Annotated in this window: 14 protein-coding genes and 4 pseudogenes; 8 read left to right on the forward strand and 10 right to left on the reverse strand. The window is 64.5% G+C overall.

Annotation, left to right across the window (positions count from 1 at the left end; genetic code table 11):
* Positions 1-46: 46 nt before the first annotated feature.
* Positions 47-1,399, reverse strand: coding sequence for an FAD-dependent oxidoreductase (locus GO592_RS40690; protein WP_202715253.1), 1,353 nt, complete (start codon positions 1,397-1,399; stop codon positions 47-49).
* Between the two features lie 57 nt (positions 1,400-1,456).
* Here GO592_RS40690 and GO592_RS40695 point away from each other — a divergent pair, with 57 nt between their 5' ends.
* Positions 1,457-1,690: a hypothetical protein gene (locus tag GO592_RS40695; protein ID WP_202715254.1), complete on the forward strand. Its 234-nt coding sequence runs from the start codon at positions 1,457-1,459 to the stop codon at positions 1,688-1,690.
* Positions 1,691-1,716: 26 nt separating this feature from the next.
* On the opposite strand, the gene GO592_RS46140 is transcribed toward GO592_RS40695, so the two are convergent.
* Positions 1,717-1,848 carry a hypothetical protein gene (locus GO592_RS46140; RefSeq protein ID WP_259376164.1) on the reverse strand — a complete coding sequence of 44 codons (132 nt, stop codon included), beginning with the start codon at positions 1,846-1,848 and terminating at the stop codon, positions 1,717-1,719.
* A gap of 126 nt (positions 1,849-1,974) precedes the next feature.
* Entirely contained in the window at positions 1,975-4,764 is a 2,790-nt protein-coding gene (locus GO592_RS40700; RefSeq protein ID WP_202715255.1) for a helix-turn-helix transcriptional regulator, read from the reverse strand.
* A 186-nt stretch (positions 4,765-4,950) separates the two neighbouring features.
* Here GO592_RS40700 and GO592_RS40705 point away from each other — a divergent pair, with 186 nt between their 5' ends.
* The 4 genes from GO592_RS40705 (at position 4,951) to GO592_RS40720 (ending at position 8,695) form a co-directional block, all read left to right on the forward strand.
* Positions 4,951-5,865 (forward strand): MBL fold metallo-hydrolase, encoded by a 915-nt coding sequence (locus GO592_RS40705; protein WP_202715256.1) that lies wholly within the window; start codon positions 4,951-4,953, stop codon positions 5,863-5,865.
* 22 nt (positions 5,866-5,887) lie between these two features.
* Positions 5,888-7,393, forward strand: coding sequence for a carboxylesterase/lipase family protein (locus GO592_RS40710; RefSeq protein WP_202715257.1), 1,506 nt, complete (start codon positions 5,888-5,890; stop codon positions 7,391-7,393).
* 39 nt (positions 7,394-7,432) lie between these two features.
* Positions 7,433-7,816 carry a RidA family protein gene (locus GO592_RS40715; protein WP_105421003.1) on the forward strand — a complete coding sequence of 128 codons (384 nt, stop codon included), beginning with the start codon at positions 7,433-7,435 and terminating at the stop codon, positions 7,814-7,816.
* Positions 7,817-8,125: 309 nt separating this feature from the next.
* Positions 8,126-8,695: an AMP-binding enzyme gene (locus GO592_RS40720; RefSeq protein WP_202715258.1), complete on the forward strand. Its 570-nt coding sequence runs from the start codon at positions 8,126-8,128 to the stop codon at positions 8,693-8,695.
* Between the two features lie 228 nt (positions 8,696-8,923).
* Here GO592_RS40720 and GO592_RS40725 read toward each other — a convergent pair.
* The 4 genes and pseudogenes from GO592_RS40725 to GO592_RS46395 all read right to left on the reverse strand — a co-directional run bounded on the left by GO592_RS40725 (position 8,924) and on the right by GO592_RS46395 (position 11,991).
* Positions 8,924-10,236: pseudogene (locus GO592_RS40725) on the reverse strand (IS30 family transposase).
* Positions 10,237-10,284: 48 nt separating this feature from the next.
* Positions 10,285-10,886 (reverse strand): annotated as a pseudogene (locus tag GO592_RS45420) (IS3 family transposase); the annotation flags it as partial.
* A gap of 71 nt (positions 10,887-10,957) precedes the next feature.
* Positions 10,958-11,791, reverse strand: coding sequence for an Lrp/AsnC family transcriptional regulator (locus tag GO592_RS40740; protein WP_237737267.1), 834 nt, complete (start codon positions 11,789-11,791; stop codon positions 10,958-10,960).
* Positions 11,689-11,991 carry an AsnC family protein gene (locus GO592_RS46395; RefSeq protein ID WP_337952691.1) on the reverse strand — a complete coding sequence of 101 codons (303 nt, stop codon included), beginning with the start codon at positions 11,989-11,991 and terminating at the stop codon, positions 11,689-11,691. Before GO592_RS46395 ends, GO592_RS40740 begins: the two co-directional genes overlap by 103 nt.
* A gap of 174 nt (positions 11,992-12,165) precedes the next feature.
* Between GO592_RS46395 and GO592_RS40745 the strand changes: the two genes are divergently transcribed.
* Both GO592_RS40745 and GO592_RS40750 read left to right on the forward strand, forming a co-directional pair.
* A complete protein-coding gene (locus GO592_RS40745; RefSeq protein ID WP_169693707.1) occupies positions 12,166-13,521 on the forward strand; it encodes an MFS transporter in 1,356 nt (451 codons plus the stop codon).
* Between the two features lie 26 nt (positions 13,522-13,547).
* Positions 13,548-15,077 (forward strand): M81 family metallopeptidase, encoded by a 1,530-nt coding sequence (locus tag GO592_RS40750; RefSeq protein WP_202715260.1) that lies wholly within the window; start codon positions 13,548-13,550, stop codon positions 15,075-15,077.
* Here GO592_RS40750 and GO592_RS45425 read toward each other — a convergent pair.
* Positions 15,039-15,288: pseudogene (locus GO592_RS45425) on the reverse strand (transposase); the annotation flags it as partial. The gene GO592_RS40750 and the pseudogene GO592_RS45425 sit on opposite strands and share 39 nt — an antisense overlap.
* Positions 15,289-15,514: 226 nt before the next feature.
* Here GO592_RS45425 and GO592_RS40755 point away from each other — a divergent pair.
* Positions 15,515-16,141, forward strand: a pseudogene (locus tag GO592_RS40755) (transposase).
* Positions 16,142-16,362: 221 nt separating this feature from the next.
* On the opposite strand, the gene GO592_RS40760 reads toward GO592_RS40755, so the two are convergent.
* The gene (locus tag GO592_RS40760) at positions 16,363-19,641 is read right to left on the reverse strand and encodes a protein kinase domain-containing protein (protein WP_202715261.1); all 3,279 of its coding nucleotides are present in this window, start codon (positions 19,639-19,641) and stop codon (positions 16,363-16,365) included.
* A 609-nt stretch (positions 19,642-20,250) separates the two neighbouring features.
* Positions 20,251-21,753, reverse strand: a complete 1,503-nt coding sequence (locus GO592_RS40765) for a long-chain-fatty-acid--CoA ligase (RefSeq protein ID WP_133988327.1) — start codon at positions 21,751-21,753, stop codon at positions 20,251-20,253.
* Positions 21,754-22,203 lie beyond the last annotated feature (450 nt).

The raw sequence follows: 22,203 nt of genomic DNA on the forward strand, positions 1-22,203 counted from the left end.
TCCAAGTGGAGGCTGCCCCGACCTGTTGCGTTGCACCACCCAGCGCTTACAGGTCGCTGCCGTTGGCGGCCATGCGCTCGCGGACAGCCTCGCCGCGGATCTCCCGGAGTGGCACATCGCGCTGAAGCGACTGGTGCACCGCGACGGCCGCCGCGTGCCCGTACTCGAAGCATTGGGCGGTCACCCGGGCAGAAGCCAGCGCTTCGTGCTCGGCTCCCAGGCACCGGCCGGCAACGATGATGTTATCCCCCACCTCGGGGATCAGCGCGGCAAACGGAACCTCGTAGAAGTCGTCGAGGATCCAGTGCAGTTTCGGTTTGTCACCGTCGTGCAGTTCGATCGGCCAGGGCACCCGCGCGATACCGTCGGGGCGCTTGCGGTGCTCGAGCACATCGGTATTGGTGAGCCGTTCCGCGGCCGCGATGGTGCGGGTCTGCCGGATGCCGACCTCGGTGCCGGTATCGACGACATAGCTGTTCTCGCACCCGGGTATGCGCAGCTTCAGGTACTCGGCGTAGTTGCGGACCTGACGACGTCCCCCGATCTCGGCCTCGGTGAAATCGACCGGGTCGACGACGTTGAGCATGCGCCCGTCGAACCCGACCAGACGAGTGGCGTTGACCATCAACTCCCCCGGCCGCGGCGTCTGGAAGATCCAGATCTTCTGCCGAGGGAGGTCGAGCCCCTCCTCGCGCGCGGCGACGATGTCGGCGGACACCTCCGGCGGGCAGATCGTGTCGTGGCCGTAGAAGTCGAGAAAACGGTCGACGTCGACACCGGCGATCCGGAAGAACATCGTCGGATTCTGGATACGCCCGCTGTCCCCGTAGGTGTATCGGTGGCCCGCACGGGCGACGACCGCACCGTCACCGGAGGCGTCGATTGTGCGCCGCGCCCGAATCGATGAGCGACCCGCGGTGGACTCCACCACCACACCCTCGTGTGATGCCCCATCCATGATCACACCGACCACGTTGGTGTGGAACAGAATTCGCACGCCGGCGTCGAGCAGCATCGATTCCGCCGCCTCGCGCCAGACCAGCGGATCGTGCGCAGCGGTCCAGGTCTTGCCGTACATCTGCGGCGCTGTCAGACCACCTCGTTTGGACAACTCGACGGAGAATCGCTCGGAAAAGCCCTGCACGACCTGCAGGGGCGAACCGGGTGTCTCTGACGCTGCGTACATTCCGCAGATGGTGCCGGACATCCCAGCGACGGCAGCGCCACCACAGAATCCGTACTTCTCGACCAGGACCACGCTCGCGCCGGCCTCGGCCGCCACCGTCGCGGCCGCAACACCAGCGGCGCCGCCGCCCACGACGAGAACGTCGACGGTGTCGAGAACCGGCAGGTCACAGTTAGTGCCGACAATTGATGTTTCTTTCCAGTTCGTGATCATCTCTGATGCTGCCCTCGAATGTGCGATGTGTGTGATCCGAGAAGGATCGGCGGTGGAATGGGTGAGCCGACGATCGGTTCCCCACGCGAGTCAAGCACAGATACTTCCGATGAACAACCGGTTGCGCTCCTTTGGTTGTTCGGAAATGCGGCCACTGCGGACATCTGGATGCACCACACCGGGGACATCCTGCTGCAGAGCGGCCGGCGGCGGATCGGCACCGTCGCCGGAGTGCCGTTCGGATTCGGCCTCGCCGGTCGGTCTGTCAGGTCCGCCGTCGCCGAAATCTGACGATTCGTCCAGAACCAGCACGGCTTTCAGGACCGGGGCGGCACACGACGCGGCAGGCATTCCAAGTGACCACCGCGGCTGCGCTCGCGGTACTCGGCGGCCATCTCCGACGGGCACACCACCGTGGTGACCTTCTTCATCACCGGCTCGCTCAGCATGGTGCTCTCACTCCTGCACACGCTTTCCCCGGAGCTGCTCGCCCTGCGCGTCCAGGAGACCGTTTGGTCCGGCGCGATGGCGCGCGGTATGCCTCAGGTGACTGCTTCTCGGGCCGGAGGTTGCCCTCATTCCTGCTGGCGGGCCGTGGCGAGGGTGCCCTCGATGAGGTCGCGCAGCTGGGAGCGGGCGGTGATGCCCAGTTTCGGGAAGCTGCGGTAGAGGTGCGAGCTGACCGTGCGCGGGGAGAGGAAGAGCTTCTCGCCGATCTCGCGGTTGGTCAGCCCGCGGGCGGCGAGCCTGATGATCTGCTGCTGTTGCGGGGAGAGTTCGGCAAGCGCGTCGGGGGCGGTGTCCGTGACGTCGAGGCCGGCCGCGCGCGATTCGGCCCGAGCGCGCTCGATCCACGGGCGTGCGCCCAAGCGCCGGAACGTCTCCAGGGCCTCGGTGAGTGGTCCGCGCGCCTCGGCGATGCGGCGACGGCGCCGCAGCCATTCGGCGAGGTCGAGCAGGGTTTGCGCGCGTTCGAAGGGCCAGTATTCGAGCACCGGATCGGCCAGGGCCGCCCGGAAGTGCGGCTCGGCGACCTCGGGCTTCGCCAGCAGACCCCGGGCTCGGCTGATCAGCGCACGCAGACGAGGGGAAGCGTTGTCCGCCAGTGCGTTTGCCGAACGCTCGACGATCCGGGCGGCCTCGTCGCTGCGCCCGCAGCGCACTGCGGCGGCGGCCAGATCCGCCAGGGCCGGGTAGCAGGCGTGGTAGTGCACGGGGGTGCCGTCTGCCGTGAAGACCATGCGGAGTTGGTCATACGCGGCCTCGTACGCGCCTTCCGCGGCGGCCGCGGCACCGAGCGCACGACGGGCATACACGGCGACCGAGCGGCTTTCCAGCGGATCGATCAGGGCTAGTGCCTCCTCGGCTCTGGTACGGGCTGAGGGCGCATCGCCCTGGAAGGCCAGCACGGCGGCGTCCACGGTGGCCGCGCAGGCCACGGCGTGGTCGAGGCCGGCCGCTCGGCCGACCGCGGTGGTGCGGGTGCACGCCTCGCGGGCTTGTTCCCACCTGCCGCGCTCGACATAGGCCCAGGCGACCGCTCCGCCGAGACCCTCTGGCAGTGCTCCCTGCAACTCCCAGCGGTGGAAGGCTTCGTCGAAGGCGCGGACGGCCTGTGGGGTCTCGTCCAAGAGCCAGGCCATGATCCCGACGGTGGTGAGCTGCTCCGGCCGGGATTCCGCCTCGGTGGCCAGCTGGGGCAGCAGGGAGACGAGTGCGGCCCGCTCGTCGAAGGGGTCCGAGACGGCCCTCACCCAGGTGCGCACGCCGGTGTTTGAGGCATCGTCGGGCAGGCGCCGGAGGAGGTCCTCGATGCGGTGGCGCTGGGTGTCCTCTCCGGCATAGAAGCGGACCACGGCCGCGCCGGCCAGCAGGTCCAGCGCGGCGGCGGGTTGGGAGAGCGCCAACTGCTCGGCGGCCTCGGTCAGTGCGGTGAACACCGTGGCGTGGCGGACCGTCAGGACCGCCAGCCGTCCGGCGTGCACGGCGGCGGCGGCGAGCAGCGGCGGGTCATCGGTGCGCGCGCGTGCGGCGGCGACCAGATCCTCGACCCAGGCGATGTCTCCGGTGAACACGGCCGCTGACGCGGCTTCGACCAGCAGCCGGGCGCTGTCCTCGCGACGTGGTGCGAGTTCCGCGGCGCGCTGCAGGGCCTTGCCGGCCGCCGCGTGCCCGCCGCGCCGGCGGGCGCGGGCGGCGGTCCGCTCCAGCTCCGCCGACACGGCCGCGTCCGGTCCCGGGCAGGCGGCGGCCAGATGCCAGACGCGTCGATCCGGTTCGCCGCGCAGCATCTCGGCGAGCGCGAGGTGCGCCTTTCGCTGGGCACCCGAGGACGCGGCGTGGTAGACGGCGGAGCGGACCAGTGGGTGGCGGAACCGGACGCCGCTGCCGGTGCGGCGGACCAGCCCCGCCTGCTCGGCGGGCAGCCAGGCCGCGTCCCGGGAAGCCGGCAGTCCCACCGCGGCAGCGATCTCGGAGTCGGCGCTGTCCATGGCGGCCAGGAGCAGCAGCGCCTCGGCCGTGGGAGCGGGGAGGCCGTTCAGGCGGGCGGCGAAGATCCGCTCGAGGTGATCGGTGAGTGGGAGCGGACCTGCGGACGGCGGCGGCGCAGCCGTGTCGTGCGCCGATGCTGCCCTCGCCAGTTCCACCAGTGCCAGCGGGTTACCGCCGGCCTGCTCGAGGATCCGCGTCCTGGTGTGGCCGGTGGGGCTCGTCGGCTGCAGGTCGAGCAACCGGCCCGCCGCAGCGTCGTCGAGCGGCTCCAGGGTGAGCGTCGGCACATGACGGTCGAATCCCGGGACAGGATCGCCGCTACGGGCTCCGACAAGTATCGTGACCGGTTCACCTGCCAGCCGTCGGGCGGCGAAGGACAGCACGTCCAGGGAAGCGCGGTCACACCACTGCGCGTCGTCGAGGACCACGAGCACAGGCCCTCGGTCGCCCAGGTCTGACAACAGATTCAGGACGGCGACCCCGACCAGCATGAGATCGGGTCCCGACGGGGCCGGGCCCGCGCCGAAGGCGTGCACCAGCGCAGCGCGCTGCCTGCCCGGTAGTCCGTCCACCTCGGCCCGCAGCGACCGCAGCAACTGATGCAGGGCGGAGAACGCCAGGCTCGACTCCGACTCGCTGCCCTCCGCGCGCAGTACCCGGGCACCGCTCGCTTCGGCCCGGCGGACCGCACGGTCGAGCAGTGCACTCTTGCCCGTGCCCATCTCACCGGCCAATATCAGCACCGGGTCGGCCGACGCCGAGTCCACCGCACGAAACAGGCGTGCCAGTTCCGCGTCCCGGCCGAGGATCAGCTCCTCCGGATCGGGCTCCGGTCTCGTCACCGCACCGAGGTCGCCTGTGTGCTCGTCCACCGAGTCTCCCGAAATTGCATTTGTGGCTGTGGATCGACGTCGCCCCGCCCTGGCCCGTCCAGGCTACAAGCGGCCGGGCCCCGCGCCCGGACCCTGCGCGAAGATGCAGTCACGTTACCGATACCGCGCCCGCCGGGCCGCTCCTACTGTTTTCAGGGAATCCTCCGCATTCTCCAAGGACACCTCATGGACCAGATCACGCTCGGCAATGTCACCATCACCCGGGTATGGGAGTACTTCGGCTCCGTCGACATGACGCCCGACACCTTCTTCCCGGAAAGCCCGAAAAAGGTATGGGACGACAACGCCTCCTGGCTGACGCCGGACTTCCTCGATTCCGAGACCAACATCGTCAATTCCGCGATCCAGACCTGGCTGCTGCGCAGCGGGGGCAAGACCATCCTGGTCGACACCGGCGTGGGCAATCACAAGGACCGCCCCTACGCACTGGTGTGGAACCGCCTCGAAACAGACTTCCTCGCCAATCTCGCCCGGGCCGGCGTCAAGCCCGAGGACGTGGACATCGTGATCAACACACATCTCCACATCGATCACGTCGGCTGGAACACCTACCTGCACGACCGGCAGTGGGTGCCCACCTTCCCCAACGCCACCTATCTGATGCCGAAGGACGACTTCGACTTCTGGAATCCCGCAAACGGCCACAAGCCACTGCTCGGCCGCGGCAACCAGAACGTCTTCGAGGACAGCGTGGCCCCGGTGCACCAGGCCGGCCAGACGCTGCTGTGGGAGAACAGCCACCAGATCGACGCCGACCTGCGCCTGGACCCGGCTCCCGGACACACCCCCGGCTCCTCCGTGCTGACCCTCACCTCCGGGACGGACCGCGCGGTGTTCGTCGGCGACATGCTCCACAGCCCCGTGCAGATCCTCGAGCCCCACGCCAACAGCTGCTTCTGCGAGGACCCCGCAGGCTCGCGCGCCACCCGCCGCAAGGTACTGGGCTGGGCGGCCGACAACAACGCACTCGTGATCCCCGCGCACTTCGGCGGCCAGGGCGCCGCCGAAGTGGTCCGCGAGGCAGACAAATTCGACATCAAGGGCTGGGCCCCCTTCGCCCCGTACACCGAGCAGGCCTGAGATCCTGCGGAAAGTCACCACCGTGAACCTCCACCACCCCGACCCCATCGTGACTACGGCACAGGGAACCGTTCGCGGCCTGCGCCAGGGCGACACCGCCGCTTTCCTCAACGTCCCCTACGCCGCCCCGCCCCGCGGCGCCGGCCGATTCGCGCCGCCCGAGCCGCACGAGCCTTGGGACGGCGTACGGGACGCCACCGTACCCGGACCCAATGCGCCGCAATCCGAACGCAAACTCGGCAGCGTGAACATGACTCCCTACTTCGGCACCGGCTGGAGCCGCGGCGACGACTACCTGACCGTCCACGTCTTCACACCCGCCGACGGCGGCGGTAGCGGTGGTGACGACTTGCCCGTCATGGTGTTCGTCCACGGCGGCGGATTCGTCGCCGGATCGACGCGGTCCGCGATGTACGACGGCTCCGCCTTCGCCCGCGACGGCGTCGTCCTCGTCACCCTCAACTACCGGCTCGGCATCGCCGGGTTCCTCGACATCCCCGGGGCGCCCGCCAACCGCGGCCTGCTCGACGTCGTCGCCGCACTGCGCTGGGTGCGGGAGAACATCGCCGTCTTCGGCGGTGACCGGCACAACGTCACCCTCTTCGGCCAGTCGGCCGGGGCGACCATCGTCGGCGGCGTCCTCGCCACCCCCGACGCCACGGGCCTCTTCCAGCGGGCCATCGTCCAAAGCGGCAGCGGCCTAGGGGCGTTCACAACGAAGCAGGCCGCCCGCGTCACCCAGGCAGCAGCCGCGGCCCTGGGCATCGAGCCCCACCTCGACGCCTTCGCGGACATCTCCGACGCCCGCCTGGTCGAGGCCGCCTCCCGGCTCGCGGGCATCGACCTGCACACCGAGACGCACCACGACCCACTGATCGGACTCAGCCCCTTCAGTCTCGTCCTCGACACGCAGCCCGCCGAATCCATCGCCGCCGGCAACAGCGCCGACATCGACCTGCTCATCGGGACCAACACCGAAGAGGGGCACCTCTATCTGGTCCCCGTGGGCAAGTTCTCCACCTCGACCGCCCGGGACGTCGACGACGCGGCGGTACGCTCGCACCCGAAACCGGCGCAACTCGTCGAGACCTACCGCACGACACGCCCCGAGGCGTCTCTCGGCGAGCTGCGTTCCGCCATCATGGGCGACGCGCTGTTCGGTGCGGGCAGCTGGGCCCTGGCCGGCGCCCACGCCGCCCACCCCGAGTCCGCCACCTACGCCTACGAGTTCGCCTGGCGCTCCCACGCCCTGGACGGACAGCTCGGCGCCACCCACGCGGTGGAGCTGCCCTTCGTCTTCGATCTCGCGCACCTCCCCCAGCTGCACGGCCCCGCCGCCCTGCTCGGCCCCGACAAACCCCCCGCCGATCTCGCCGCCCGCATGCACGCCACCTGGGTCCGGTTCGCCCAGACCGGCGATCCCGGCTGGGACCCGTACGACACCGAGCGCCGGGCCACGATGCACATCGACACCGACTGGACCCAGGTCGACGACCCCAGAAGCCGCGAGCGCCAAGCCTGGAGCTGACCCGCATGTGGATCCGTCCGCAACCTTACAAGGAACACCGTGACCAGAACCGTCATCACCACCGAGAACGCACCCACCCTGCCGGCCCCGCTGTCCCAAGGCATCCGTAAGGGCCCCCTCCTGCAAGTCTCCGGGCAGCTCCCCTTCGACCCGGACACCGGTGAGGTCGCCGGCACCACGGTCGCCGAACAGACCACACAGGCCCTGCGCAACGTCACCGCCGTCCTAGAGGCGGGCGGCGCGGGCCTCGAGGACGTCGTGATGCTGCGCGTGTACCTCACCGACCCCGCTCATCTGGCCGAGATGAACGAGGCGTACACCGCCGCCGTCGGCGAGCCCTTCCCCACCCGCACCACCGTCTACATGCAGCTTCCGCCAGGCCTGCTCGTCGAGGTCGACGCCCTGGCAGTGCTCGACGACTGATCGCGATGGCTGGTCGTCTGACGAGGACGCGCACCAACCCGAGGGTTCCACCGCCGCAACTGCCGGACCCCTGTGCAACTCGCCGGACGACCGGCACCACCCTCTGTGCCTCAGCCCGAACGCCTCATCCACGGATTGTTCAAATAATAGGGGCGTTGCCGCTGGGCGCGCGTCGACATCAACGGTGCCACCGCAGTCCGGTCTGAGCACGCCTACTACCAAGGCCAGCGACGGCAACCCGGTCCCGGCCCGGCGAGAAGGCCCAGCCTGGATCAAACCACCCCTCCCCCTGTCGCTCTCGCCACACTCGTGGTCCCGACAACCATCTACTCCGAGCGCATCGACACCCTGCCAACCGAACTCAGTGACCTGGTCCGCGCAAAGATCGGCGCCATCGCCTCCCTCTCCGGAGTCGACATCGTTCCCAGGCTGCCGAAAACCCGATCCCGCAAAATCCTGCACCGCGCCCTTCGGCAGATCGTGGACGGGCAAACATCCGATACCCCCTCGACGATCGAGAACCCCACAGTCGCGGGGATCGTCAAAGTCCTCCGCCCCAACACCGATCCCGGGGAGCCGATGCAACAACACCATCGACTCCCCGATCCCGTACCGGTGGCGACCAAGACGACATCAGCGCCAGGCAATCGCTTCGCCGCCGCCGAGCTCGCCCCACCCTCCGCCGGTTCGCTGCATCCAGTGGTAGGTCGATACCCCCAACCACCCAACAGAATCGACAATGATGCCGCTCCATTTGGCGTGCACCGCCCGGAAACACCTCGCACCGCCGTGTTCCGGATCATCGCCGGCACTTATGCCCCACTGCGAAGCTTCGAGCACTGGCCCGCGATGAACAGTTCGGAAGCTGCCGACCACTGACAATGGGCTGGTGACGTCGCACAAGTTACCATCAATGAATCTGTAACCTACCGCGCTGAATGAACCATCCCGAGTCTGATGCACACAGTGTCATTTGTGTGCGACCGGTCGGTCGGCACGGTATTCAGCGTAGTTTCGTGGCCTCGTACTCGGTTGGAGGGATCCGCCCGAGGCGGTGCATAAGCCTGGCGGTGTTGAACCAATACACCCACGCAGAGGTGGGCGGATTCAACCGGTCGTCGCAACAATGTGCCGTGAGGACGAGTGTACCTGTTCGGCAAACACTTCCGCTGAAGTTCTCCAACCGTGGATCTTCGAGGGCGGTTGTTGAGCGCATCAGCGACCGCCTGAAGTTCACGGAACTTGTATCGCGACAGATCAGTACCCTTCGGGAAATACTGCCGCAGGGGCCCATTCATGTTCTCGCTCGTCCCGCGCTGCCATGGACTTTACGGATCGCAGAAGTAGACACGGATACCCGTTGGTGCCGTCAACTCAGCATGACGCGCCAGTTCCCTTCCCCGATCCCATGTCACGGATCTGCGTAGATGCTCGGGCAATGGTGTCAGCGTCGCGGCCAGAGCATCACAAACGGACACCGAACCATATCCGGACAGCGCCTGGCCCGTGCTTCATCATCGCCGCTATCCCATAACCTTTCAGGCGCGGCAGATGTAGCAGTGTCGTGAATCTGCTGGTGCGCGCGACCGGCGTGCCGATCGCGGACCGGTTCAGACCTGATAGTGAGGTCGCCCCCCAATGCCCCAGCGTCTTCCGACTCTCGACCTCCTCCGGCCGAGCTCCGATGGTCACCTCATTGGTGATGAAACCGATGCGCTGCTTCCGTGCTCGCGCACGAGGCTTACGTACCGCCCGACCGGTGCGCAGGCACGCGACGAGCTCCCGCTCCAAGCCGCCACGCCCCTCGATGAAGAGCGATTGGTAGATCGCCTCATGTGAAATGCGCATCGACGGATCCTCCGGATAGTCGATCGGTAGGCGACTCGAGATCTGCTCCGGACTCCACGCCGTCGCCCACCAACGGTCACCGCGCCGAGGCTTGTTGCGGCCAATCAATCGATCGTCTTCGGCGAGCTTCGCCGGCTTCGGGCGGCTGGCGGCGAGGGCGGCCTTCCACTGTGCGGTCGACGCCCGGTATGAGATCTTCCCATTACCGGTGGCGGCGATCCGCCGCAACTCTCGCGAGATCGTCGACGGGGATCGTCCGATCCGGTCAGCGATGTCGCGCATACTCATACCCTTGGCTCGCAGCAGCGCGATATCCTCGCGTTCGGTGAACGACAGGTACCTCCCCGAGACCGGGATCGACTCGATCGGTGGCATCCCGCCAGCCTGGCGGAACCAACATGTCCCTACCGGTCCCGACACGCCGCACGCTGTCGCTGATTCGTCCTTGTGAGACCTTCGGCGATCCGCATCCAGAATGCCCGCTCGAGGTCTCGGCGCACCGGAGGACGTCCCGGTGACCGCATCACCGCACGCCCCGTAAACGCTGCCGCCCACCCGGGTGATCGTCCCATTCCCACACCTCCATGATCGAGGTGTTGCTTCCACCAGTTGAAGCTGGTTTGCGACCCCACGTCCGAATGGTGCGCAGCGCGTTCATCTGCTGCATCGACCGCAGCGTGCAGGCCTGGTTCACCGCCCGCTGCACGAAGGCGGTCTCCTTGGACGCCGACACCTCCCAACCGACAATCGTGCCGGCGAACGCATCGATCACGATCGTCGTGTAGCGAAGCCGGGATCCGACTCTCCCATTACGTGAAGTCTGCGACATAGAGGGCGTCGGGCCGGTCGACCCGAAAGTTCCGGTCGACCAGATCCGGCGGCCGCCGGCACCTATAGCTCCCGCACGGTGGTGCGAACCCTCTTCGCCCGGGTGGCGCCACCCCACCCGTTGACACGCATGAGCCGCTCCACGTGCAGCGGGCCACCTCGATACCCTGGCGGCGCAGGTGGGCCCACATCTTCAACGAGCCGTACAGCGACTCCGGTCTGCGCCTACCGTGCTCGTCACGCTCGACGCAGTACGAGGCCAGCACCGCGGTGATGGTGGCGTCCCACAACGCCCGCCTCGACAACGGCCGCGTCAGCTAGGCGTAGAAGGTTCTCGGGGCGATCGTGCACTGAGCGCACGGCAGATCCGTACGACCCCGAACTGATCGCGGTGTTAGGTGTGCATCAAACTCGGGACGATTCAGAATGCGACACGGTGCGGGTGTGGGTGCCGCCAGCAGCTGCCTATATCACGTGGCCTTCAGTACGGAACCACGGATCCACCGGAATGACTCGGAAGCACCGACCTTGCTCGTCGACTATCCGCCCGTAGACCTTCACCTGGCGCAGAACCAACCGACGGTCGACCACTTCCACAGAAGGGTGATCCCGAGCCAGCCGAAGCAGCAGCTCGTCGAGATGTTCCAGAGAACGCAGATTCACGATGACGCAAAGGTTTGCAGGGCTGGCGACAGCTGCACAATGGCGTGTTTCGGACCAGGTTCCGATGGAACGGCCGACCACCTGCATGTCTGCGTCGGGCACTCGAATCCAGAACAGAGCCATGGAATGCCAACCTACGAGCGAACGTGCCACGTCGCATCGAAAGATGATATCGCCATGGCGACGCAGGCGGTCCAGCCTTCGTTTCACTACTTGGGGGGTGCTGCCGAGGTCATCGGCGAGATCGGTGTAGGCACGCCTGCCGTCATGTCCCAACGCCAGGAACAAGGCGTGATCCCCGCTGTCCAATGATCTGCTCTGCGGAGTGGTTTCCGCACGAGCTATCGGCGATGGGGGTTTTCCCAGTTCATCGCGGACCTGGTCCATCTGCATGCGATTCAAGACACCCAGACGCCAGAAAATTCCTCCGAACGTGCTTCCGTAAACGTGAGTGCGTAGACAAACAACTGCATCAGGAACCGGCAGCGCTTCCAACAAGGCAACAGAGATCCCAGCAAGAGTGGGGGCGAGCATCAGCGCCAGCACCTGATACTCACCGGTTGTGACGCAAACCGTGCTGATGTTTGGGACCTCGGACAGCTCCCGCGCAACGGACAACTCGGACCCGGCCGACACAAGAATTCTACTACCGCACCGCGGGACCCCCAGTTACTTAACGACACCGAGATCCACGCCGCCCCCGATTCAGCGAGCCGCTGCCATCGACGTGCCAGAGTGACCGGCGCCAGTTCGAGGACATCACCCAGCGCCGCCCAACTGGCGCGTGGGTTGACCTGCAGAGCATCTACCAACGCAAGGTCGAGTTCGTCTAGCATGTGGCCCCTTCCCTTCGGCGGGATCCGACAATGTCGTTTTCAATCAAAATATGCCGAGAATTAGCATCTTTCCATCATTCTGTAGGTGGGATGCCGGTGCTCACGCACTCTTGTCAACATTCCATGGCAACGGCCGCCGTGCAGAACATCTGGCAAGAGTTGGAGAACACCACTATGGTCGACATTGGCGCTACTATCGATCGCGACAAGCTTTATCGGAAAATCGGCCTGCGGATTCTGCCGCTGCTTGTGCTCTGTTACACCTTCGCCTACCTAGACCGGGTAAACATCGGGTACGCAAAGCTTCAGATGACCGAGGATGTAGGGATCAGCGAGTCAGCGTACGGTCTGGCAGCCGGGATCTTCTTCCTCGCGTACGCTCTCTTCGAAGTCCCCAGCAACTTGCTGCTGGAGAAGATCGGCACTCGCAAGACCCTCTTCCGGATCATGGTTCTATGGGGAATCACCTCTGCGACAATGATGTTTGTTACCAACGCGATGACGTTCTATGTACTGCGATTTCTTCTCGGGGTCTTTGAGGCCGGTTTCGCGCCTGGCATCATCTTCTACCTGACCTTATGGTTTCCGCGGGCTCGGATGGCTGGAGCGATGGCTCTGCTAATGATCCCTGGACCGCTGGGATCAATGATCGGCGGGCCGATCTCGTCCTGGACAATCACCAGGTTCAACGGAACGCTCGGTCTCGCAGGGTGGCAATGGATGTTTCTCGCCGAGGGTCTGCCATGTGTCCTGCTCGGGTTCGTCGTGTGGAAAACGTTGGTAGACCGGCCGAACCTGGCGAGTTGGCTCACCGACGCCGAGAAGGCAGTAATCCAGCAGGAGGTGTCGGATACGGAGGACGCTGCGTCCACCCATAACTTTCGACAAGTCTTGCGGGATCCCCGCATTTACGCGCTGGCCATCGGGTACTTTTGCCTGATCGGCGGCCTGTACACCGTCGCATTCTGGTTGCCGACGATTCTCAAAGAAAACGGAGTCGCAAGCACGACGCAAATCGGGCACTTGTCCGCAGCCCCCTATCTCGTCGCGCTGCTCGTCATGTTTCCACTCGCCCGCCACTCGGACAAGCGGGGCGAACGACGCCTGCACAGCTCCGTGCCAGCCCTTGCCGCTGCGGCCGCGCTTCTTATCTCAGCGCTGACGGCGAACAATTTCCTCGTCTCGTTCGTTGCGATCATCGTGGCCACAGCGTGCCTACAGGGTGCTTATGTCGTATTCTGGGCCATCCCAGCCGGCTACCTCAGCGGAACAGCCGCCGCGGGCGGTATTGCCTTCATCAACAGCATCGGCTTACTCGGCGGATTCTTCAGCCCGACACTGATCGGCTACATCAAGGATTCGACTGGAAGCGCGTCCCCCGGGTTAGTGGTCATGGCAGGGGTGGTGCTCGTCGGCGGGTTGCTGATCTTCGCGAACCGCCTTCCCCGCAAATCGCCGTTCGCGGCAGATGACCCGAGCCCCCGACCCTTGGCCCGCGACTCTGCTCCCCTTGCCAACAGAAACCCTTAGAACCGAACCATGAGGAGGAATTTACTGTGCGCATACTAGTGGCAGGCTTCCAACACGAAACGAACACATTCGCAGTGGGACCGCCCGCGAGTTACGACAGCTTCGTCAACGGCGAGGGGTTTCCCGCTCTGCGACGGGGAGACTCTGTGCACGAACTCGAGGAGGTCAACATCCCGATGGGAGGGTTCCTCAAGGAGCTCAAGAGCAATGGTATTACGATCGTGCCGGTCATCTGGGCAGGGGCGAGCCCGTCTGCTCCAGTGACACGCGATACATATGAAAAGATCTGCGGTGAGATAACATCCGCGGCTGCCGTCGCCGCCCCCGACGCCATCTACCTCGACCTCCACGGAGCGATGGTCGCGGAGCATCATGACGATGGTGAAGGCGAACTTCTAACTCGATTGCGGGCGATCGTCGGGGAGAGAGTGCCCATCGTCGCAAGCCTGGACCTGCACGCCAATGTCACGACTCGAATGGTCGAGAACGCCGACGCTCTCGTTGCCTACCGCACGTATCCCCACACCGACATGGCCGAAACGGGGGCGCGAGCCGCGGGTTTGCTGCTCCGGCTCACTGCTGGGGAAACCCTCCATTGCGTGATTCGACGCATCCCATTTCTGATCCCGATCAACGCGGGATGCACTCTCACAAACCCGGCAGGACTCGTCTACGAAAAACTCGGAGCCCTTGGGGGCGATACCTCGTGCATGTCCTTTGCCGCCGGATTCCCGAGCAGCGACTTTCCTGAGTGCGGGCCCACAGTGTGGGGATATGGAAGTGACCGGGCGGACCTTGAGCGCGCCGTCGAGCTCCTCTACAACGAAGTTGTCGGACGCGAGTCCGAATGGATGGTATCGCTACAGGGTCCGTCGGCCGCCGTGGGCGATGCCATCAGGATTGCGGGCGCATCCACCCGCCCCGTAATCATTGCGGACACCCAGGATAATCCGGGAGCTGGTGGTAACGCCAATACGATGGGCATTATCCGGGCTCTTCTCGACGCCGATGCGGAGCGCGCAATAGTCGGTGCGATTTGTGACCCCGACGTCGCTTCAGCCGCGCACGCAGCGGGACCGGGGCAACCGATCACGGTCGCTCTCGGCGGCCAATCGAGTATCCCTGGCGATGAACCCCTCAAAGAGACGTTCGTAGTGGAGCGAGTCTCAGATGGTCGGTGCCGCTTCGGCGGCCCGATGATGCGTGGCAATGAGATCGACCAGGGCCCATCCGCCTGCCTTCGAATTGGCGGCGTCAGAATCGTCGTCACAACCTGGAAGTCACAGTTATTCGACCGCAACCAATTCCGGATGGTCGGCTTAGAACCCGAAGATAGCGAAATCGTGGTCGTCAAGAGTTCGGTGCATTTCCGAGCGGACTTCCAACCGATCGCTCATTCCATTCTCGTTGCGAAGGCCCCCGGCCCTGTCGCTGCCGATCCATCGGACCTTCCATGGCAGAGGTTGGCGTCCGGGATCAGAATCGGACCACTCGGCGTGCCTTTTGGTGGGCAGAATCTAGCGAACGTCACAACAGTCGGGCTTGTCGTGGGATGAGGGTATTTCAGTAAGGAGCGAAACCGGAGTTGCCCACTCCAGGGTCTTGCGGGGTCGAGTATTCAACTGGGAGGCAACCTCGACCAGACCGCTCTGACGTATGGATGCTGAGGTCGCTGGCTATGCTGAGGTCGCTGGCTTTGGGAAAGTACTGACGCAGAGGCCCGTTGAGGTTCTCATTGCTGCCGCGCTGCCACGGCGAGTGGACGTCATCGTGCGACCGAACCGTCATCGTGTCCCGGTCCGGCGGTTGATTCCGACACGGCGGCACGCCTCAGAGTTACTCACCCCTAGCCGGATCAGCCGAGCGAACTGGTAGGCGTCCCGGTGGAGTAGTGGGGTTTGGGACTGAGCGGCGCGGCTCCGACGTAGAGAGGGCCATCGGCGGGATCTTCGGTGTGTACCGCCAAGCACGCATCGAAGAAAGAGGTCCACCGATGGCCCTGTCCCAGTCTGCCCTGTCCGAGCTACTCGACGCATTCCGTGCCGGAGAAGGCGTGGATCTGATCCGTGAATCGGTCCGGATGGTCATGCAAGAACTGATCGAAACCGAAGCCACCGAACAGATCGGCGCGGGCCGCTATGAACGCACCGAGGCCCGCACCACCGAACGCAACGGGGTCAGGCCCCGGTTGGTGGCCACCCAGGCCAGCGACGTCCCATTGCGGATCCCCGAAACTTCGCCCAGCCCGATCCCGCCACCGCCGCCCCCACGGGGGACGAGGTTCGTGATCAGTTGGTCGGCCGGTTCCCCAAGATCGGTCCGCTGATGGACCAGGCGAAGGCAGAGGTTTTGGCGTTCAGCACATTTCCGCGGGCGCATTGGTCGAAAATCTGGTCGACCAATCCGTTGGAGCAGGTAAACAAGGAGAGCAAGCGCAGCCCGCGTCGTGGGCATATTCCCGAACGAGGCGGCCGTGATCCGACTCGTCGGTGCGGTCCCGGCCGACATGCACGGCGAGTGGCACTCCAGCGAGCGCCGCTACCTCTCCGAGGGGTCGATGGCGTTGCTGGGCCCCAGCGGCGATACTGAAGCCATCGCCGCGATCACCCGTGGCGAGTAGGCACCGAGGATTCAACCTCAAAGCCCACCACCCCACGGGGCGCTATCGCGAACTGTTCCCGCTTCTCCGTCAGAGCAATGCCGGGGTGACCTCCGTCGCGCTGTGTCGAGTCCTGCCTCGCAACCTCCGAGTAGTGTCGCTGTTGCTTCTGGAACGCTAATCGACCAACGTCAACGAATTTCCGGGCGCCTGTAGAGACTGAGCGTCCGTACCACATTGTGTCAGGGCATGATTCGCCGTGATTCCACCACCCATGCGGCGATCTGGGCACGCGAGGTGAAGCCCAACTTGGCAAGAAGATGTTCGACGTGCCCCTGCGCGGTACGCACAGATATCGTCAAGCGGGACGCTATCTCTCTATTGGTCAACCCCTCGGCGACCAACTCGGCGACCTCACGCTCGCGCTTGGTCGGACCGGCCTGTCCAGTGGTCGGTGTGTTTGACGCCGGACTTTGCTCACCGAGTGCGTAGGCGACCGCGGACTCCACTCCCAGCTTGTTCCCTTTTCTCTGAGCCGCGGCAAATACCTTTTCGCTCAGCGCCCTCCGTGTATCCCGTTCGCTTCTCTCGCGGTACGGGACCAACCCAGATACGAAGATCGGGGAACTCCCCATGGCATTGCTGAGGTTTTCTGCAGCCGAGGTCAACACCACGGCTCGTTCGAAAGCACCTTCCTCGGCAGCGATCCACGCGAGTGCTTGTAGGCACATGCTGATGACGAGCCGCTCATTGACTTTCCGAGCAGCGCGGAGCGCCTGTTGGAGTAGCTCGTTCGCCCGTTCGGTATTGGCGTGTCGCCACACCACCACGGCCAGGGCCCACAGCAAATACGACCGATGCACTGCTTCACCATGCTCTTCGGTGACCGCGAGTGCACTCTCGTAACATTCGATGGCGCGCTCAGTGTGATTGAGCAACTCGTACGCGAACCCGAGACCCTGCAACAAGAGGATGTGGAGAGCAAGCGCGCTCGGCACGGCGGCGTAGGTTGGTCGTGCGGCTTCGAAATGAACTTGTGCAGAGTCGACGTCGCCGCCGTAAAAGGCCCGGTAACCTTCGGCAAGGTCGATGTGCGCCCGCAGCAGAGGATCGGCCGATCGATCGGTAAGTGTCCGTCCTTCTTGGATCAGGGTGATCGATGCCTGCAGGTCGCCCTGCACTCCGGCCATCACGCTGGCCCAGAGTATTGCCTTGGCGCGGTCAACGCCTACGGTGCGGGGCGACTGCGCCAGGAGCCCATCGATCCAGCGCCGTCCTTCGGTCAATAAACCGCGCGATAACCAGAGAGGGAACAGCGCTGCGGCCATGCCAAGCCCGGACTCGGGATCTTCGGAGAGGCAAAACTCTTGTGCCTGTCGGAAGTTCGGCAGTTCGGCGACCAATCGGGTCAGCCACTCGAGTTGCCGCGGACCGACCCAGTCAGCCTCGGCGTCCGAGGACAGCTGCACGTACCAGTTTCGGTATCGGGTGCGCAGCTCGGAGTAGTCGGTGTCGGCGCGGATCTTCTCCCGGCCGTAGTCGCGCACGGTCTCGAGCATCCGGAACCGAGCGACCGGAGCCGACTGTTCTCGAATGAGAATCGACTTGTCGACGAGAGAGGTGACGGTGTCCAGGAAATCGTCAACGGTCGGGTCCTGCCCGAAGATCTGCTCGGCCGCATTGAGTTCGAAGCTACCGGCGAACATGGACAGGCGAGCCCACATCAGTTGTTCCAGGGGTGTGCACAGGTCATAGCTCCAGTCGATGCACATCCGCAGGGTCTGTTGCCGTGACGGGGCGTCTCTGCGTCCGCGGGTCAGGAACCGGTAGCGGTCGGTGAGTCGCTCGAGAATCTCCTCTGGGGAGATCGCCCGAAGTCGTGCGGCGGCCAGCTCGATCGCCAACGGCAGGCCGTCGAGGTGCTGGCATATCCGGGCGATGGTCACCTTGTTGTCGTCGGTGACCTCGAAGCCGGGCAGGACCGCGGCGCCCCGCTCGGCGAACAGTGCCATTGCGTCGTTGCCGGGCAGCCGTCTCGGCAGATGGTCGGCGTCGGGTACCGCAAGCGGGGCTATCGGTAGCGCTACCTCGCCGCTGATGCCGATCGGCTCGCGGCTGGTCAGGAGCATCCGCAGGCCCGGGCTGGTGCGGAGCAGCGCTTCGGAGAGTTTCGCGACCGCGTCGAGCACCTGCTCGCAGTTGTCCAGAACGAGCAGCACTTCGCGCGGGGCGATGAATTCCGCGAGGACCTCGGGAAGTGGCCTCGCGGTTCTGTCGCGTAAACCCAGCACATCCGCCACCACGTTGACGAGAAGCGAGTCATCGCGCAGCTCGCCCAGATCGATCAGGAACACACCATCAGCGAAACGCGTCTGGGTTCGACCGGCGACTCGCAGCGCCAGTCGGGTCTTGCCCACTCCTCCCATCCCGGTCAAGGTCACCATGCGGGCCGTCGAGAGTAAGTTTGTGACCTTCGCCGTCTCCTCGCGACGGTCGATAAAGCTGGTCAACTCCAGCGGCAGCGCCCCCGTGCGGACTGAATGAGCAGCTGGTGACTCACTATCGTGCGGTGGGTGCGCCGGTGGTGGGTGACTGGAGTCGCCCGCGTGAGTTTTCTCGTAGCCGGCGCGCGCGGCCATGTCGTCGACAGGATAGCGATGCTGGCGTTGCAGGTGCGTCAGTTGTCTGCCCAGTTCCCCGACGGATGGCCGACTGGCAGGATCGTTTGCCATCGTCGCCTCGATCACAGTGCTGACATCGTTCGCGATGCCGTGCTCTCGCGGGTTCGGCGTCGGCTCGGTCGTGATCCGGACGAACTGGGCGACCAGTTGCTCACCACTCCGGCGTTCGAAGGCAGCGTGGCCGGTGGCGGCGGCGAACAAGGTCGCGCCCAGACCGTACACATCGGCGGCCGGACTCGGTGCGCCACCGGCAATGACCTCGGGTGCCGTGAAGGCCGGCGATCCGCTCACAACTCCAGCGGTGGTTTCGAACCCGCCCGAGATGTGCGCGATCCCGAAGTCTGTCAACGCGGGATCCCCGTAATCGGTGAGCAAAATGTTAGCCGGCTTGACGTCACGATGGAGGATACCGAGGTCGTGGGCGGCTTGTAGGGCACCGGCGATCTTGACGCCGACGCGCAGCACCTCCTCCAGTCTCAACGGACCCCGCCTGCGGATGCGGGCATCGAGAGAGTCATGGGCATAGACGGGCATGACAATGTACGGCCGGTCGTGCTCGGTGACTCCGACCTGCAGGACGTTGACGACATTGGGATGGCCGGTCAGCCGGCCCGCGGCACGCTGCTCACGCAGAAATCGCGCACGACTGTCCTCGTCGAGAACCCCGGTCAGCACCTTCACCGCCACAGTGCGATCGAGAGCAGTCTGCCGACAGCGGTAGACGACCCCGAAACCCCCGCGCCCGATCTCCGCGGCGTCGGCGAACCCGGCCGCCGCCAAGTCCGCGACGACCGACCCGGCCACATCCGGACGGGTAGCGAAGGGATCAAACTCATTCATGAAGGGCCTCGGATTGCCGAACCGTGTCGATTGTGTGCCCGCTCGAAGTTACTCGTCCCAACGTCGAGCCGCGCAGAGTTAACCGACGCCGCACCTCGATGTCGTGAGGACTACTCGTCGAGTCGGTGTTTGGTCTCCGGGTCGAAGCGCAGCGCGATGGGATCGCCCAACGGGAACCGCCCTGACCTCGACTCCGTCTTTTCTCGCTCTTCTCGTCCGCCGGTGCGCACGAGTGTGCCCCGGCGTCGGGGGGGTGACGCCGGGGCACTGGGGTGTTCTAGGAACAAAATCTGGGGGGGATGCTCACCAGAACGTATCCGAGTCTACGGATCGCCACCGACAGGAAATCGGGCGGCCGGGATTTTTCAGTCAGTCAAACTTGAGTGGAGTAAACCACCGGTCGGCCTGTGGTTGCGCACCGGAGCAGGGCGGGATCCGCACCGTCTCCCCGCTTGAGGCTGGTGGTAGGACGTTATTTCAACGTGCAGTTTTCGCAGACCAAGCGCGTCTCAGGCATGGACCGGCCACAGATGAGCAGTAAGACCTTCCCCCAAGTGAAGGGCGAGCGTCCTAACGGGCAAACTCACCGCCCGGTCGGATCTGTGAAGGTCAGCCCACGGCGGGCGGCTCAACTTGCCTGCGAAGAATTTTGCCGGTCGGTCCTTTCGGGAGGCTGGGGACAAACCAAATCTGCCGGGGGTACTTGTACTCGGCGAGCCTGGCGCGAACAAACTCGATTATCTCAGACGGCTCGACGTGCGCTCCGCGTTTGAGCGATACGGCAGCTCCGATTTGCTCCCCGAGATGGGTGTGTTTGATACCTACAACAGCTGCCTCGGCAACAGCTGGATGCTCGTACAGAACCTCTTCCACTTCGCGTGGGTACACGTTGTAACCACCCCGAATGATGATGTCCTTTTTCCGGTCAACGATGCTGTAGTAGCCATCGCTATCTCGTGTGGCGATGTCTCCTGTGCGGAACCAGCCGTCGCTTATGGCCTCCGCGGTGGCCGCCGGACGAGCCCAGTATCCCTTCATCACGTTCTCGCCGCGAATTTGGATTTCTCCGGCCTCATCACATCCGACAATTTCGTTGTCGCCGTCGTCGACTAGTCGCAGCGTGCATCCGCGCACGGGAATCCCGATCGTGCCGGCTTTGCGTGGGTGTCCGGGCTGGTTGAAACAAGCGATGGGTGCGGTCTCAGAAAGTCCGTACCCCTCGTAAATCTCGCATTCGAATGTTTGTTCGAATGCCTTGAGAACCTCGACAGGCATCGGCGCCCCCCCTACGATGCAGCAGCGAAGATGGGATAGCTCGACGGAGTCGGCGTCGGGAGAGTTGAGCATCGCGGAGTACATGGTGGGGACCCCTTCGAGAACTGTAACCTCATCTCGAACCAGAACACGCAGGGCTGATTCCGCGTCAAACTTGGGGATCAGAGTCAGGAGCGCTCCTGACTTCACCGCGGCATTCAGCCCACAGGTTAGGCCGAACACGTGGAACAGTGGCAGGCACCCCAAGATGACGTCACTGGACCCGGTCTGAATCAGAGTCTCAGCAGTCGTCGAAGCATTGGTCGACATATTCTCGTGGGTGAGTTCCGCTCCCTTAGGACTCCCCGTCGTCCCAGAGGTATAGAGAAGAACTGCGGTGTCGTCACGGCTACGCTCCACAGGTTCATCGATCGGGTTCCCAGTCAGATCAGCGTCGCTCGGACCACGGTCGTCGACCAACAGCGCGGGAATCTTCTTCGCTAGTGCGGCTTTCGCAACCAGATCCCCGCGAGACCGCGAGCCATAGATGAGAGCCATCCCAGAATCGTCCAAGTAATATGTGATCTCACGCTCCTTGAGCATGGGGTTGATCGGAACTGCGACGGCGCCTGCCATCAGAATCCCGTAGAAGATGACCGGAAACGCAGGGACGTTCGGCAGTACGATGCCGACCCGATCGCCGGATCGAATACCTCGCGAATGCAGGTCGCCCGCCACTGCCGCAGCGGCACGATGGAACTCTGCATAATCCAAGGTGGTTTCATCAAGCCGGATCGCGGGTCGATCGCCCAGTAGCCGAGCAGTCTCGACAAGATTGTTCGCAAGATTTGATGACATCGAAACGACTTCTCCTGGGTTGGCGTGGCGTCAGGAGGGCTACGGATGCGCCAGCGCTTCGGGAAGTGAAAGAGCGTCGCGCAAGTGAGCGTACCGACCTGAATTACGAGTTACTACGCGAGCGGGTCTCGCCAGCGTGCCGATGAACGTTGCCCGTCGTGGTTCACATACGTACAATAGACGATGTGTCGAGTATAATCAACGTACAGTCGAGGCACTTGGCCAGTTGCTTGCCTACGCAATGAGGACGAGGGCCGACTCGACGCTGCGCCGTCGGTGGTTGACGCTCGCGCGAGCCGAGGACTTTCCACGGAAAGTACATGGATTGCCGAGTGGCGAAATGGGTGCCGAGTCACCAATTCCGCACCAGTCTTTGACTATCAACATGACCATTAAATCGGTATCTGTATTGCAACTTGGTTAAGACGGGACTGGGAATTTGCCCCCGAT

The sequence above is a fragment of the Rhodococcus sp. 21391 genome, assembly GCF_016772255.1.
Taxonomy (GTDB): Bacteria; Actinomycetota; Actinomycetes; order Mycobacteriales; family Mycobacteriaceae; genus Rhodococcus_F; species Rhodococcus_F opacus.

Coding starts and splice junctions, on each gene's coding strand:
- GO592_RS40690 (WP_202715253.1), bottom strand. CDS start 1,399: ATGATCACGAACTGGAAAGAAACATCAATTGTCGGCACTAACTGTGAC.
- GO592_RS40695 (WP_202715254.1), top strand. CDS start 1,457: ATGGGTGAGCCGACGATCGGTTCCCCACGCGAGTCAAGCACAGATACT.
- GO592_RS46140 (WP_259376164.1), bottom strand. CDS start 1,848: ATGCTGAGCGAGCCGGTGATGAAGAAGGTCACCACGGTGGTGTGCCCG.
- GO592_RS40705 (WP_202715256.1), top strand. CDS start 4,951: ATGGACCAGATCACGCTCGGCAATGTCACCATCACCCGGGTATGGGAG.
- GO592_RS46395 (WP_337952691.1), bottom strand. CDS start 11,991: ATGCTAGACGAACTCGACCTTGCGTTGGTAGATGCTCTGCAGGTCAAC.
- GO592_RS40745 (WP_169693707.1), top strand. CDS start 12,166: ATGGTCGACATTGGCGCTACTATCGATCGCGACAAGCTTTATCGGAAA.
- GO592_RS40760 (WP_202715261.1), bottom strand. CDS start 19,641: ATGAATGAGTTTGATCCCTTCGCTACCCGTCCGGATGTGGCCGGGTCG.
- GO592_RS40765 (WP_133988327.1), bottom strand. CDS start 21,753: ATGTCATCAAATCTTGCGAACAATCTTGTCGAGACTGCTCGGCTACTG.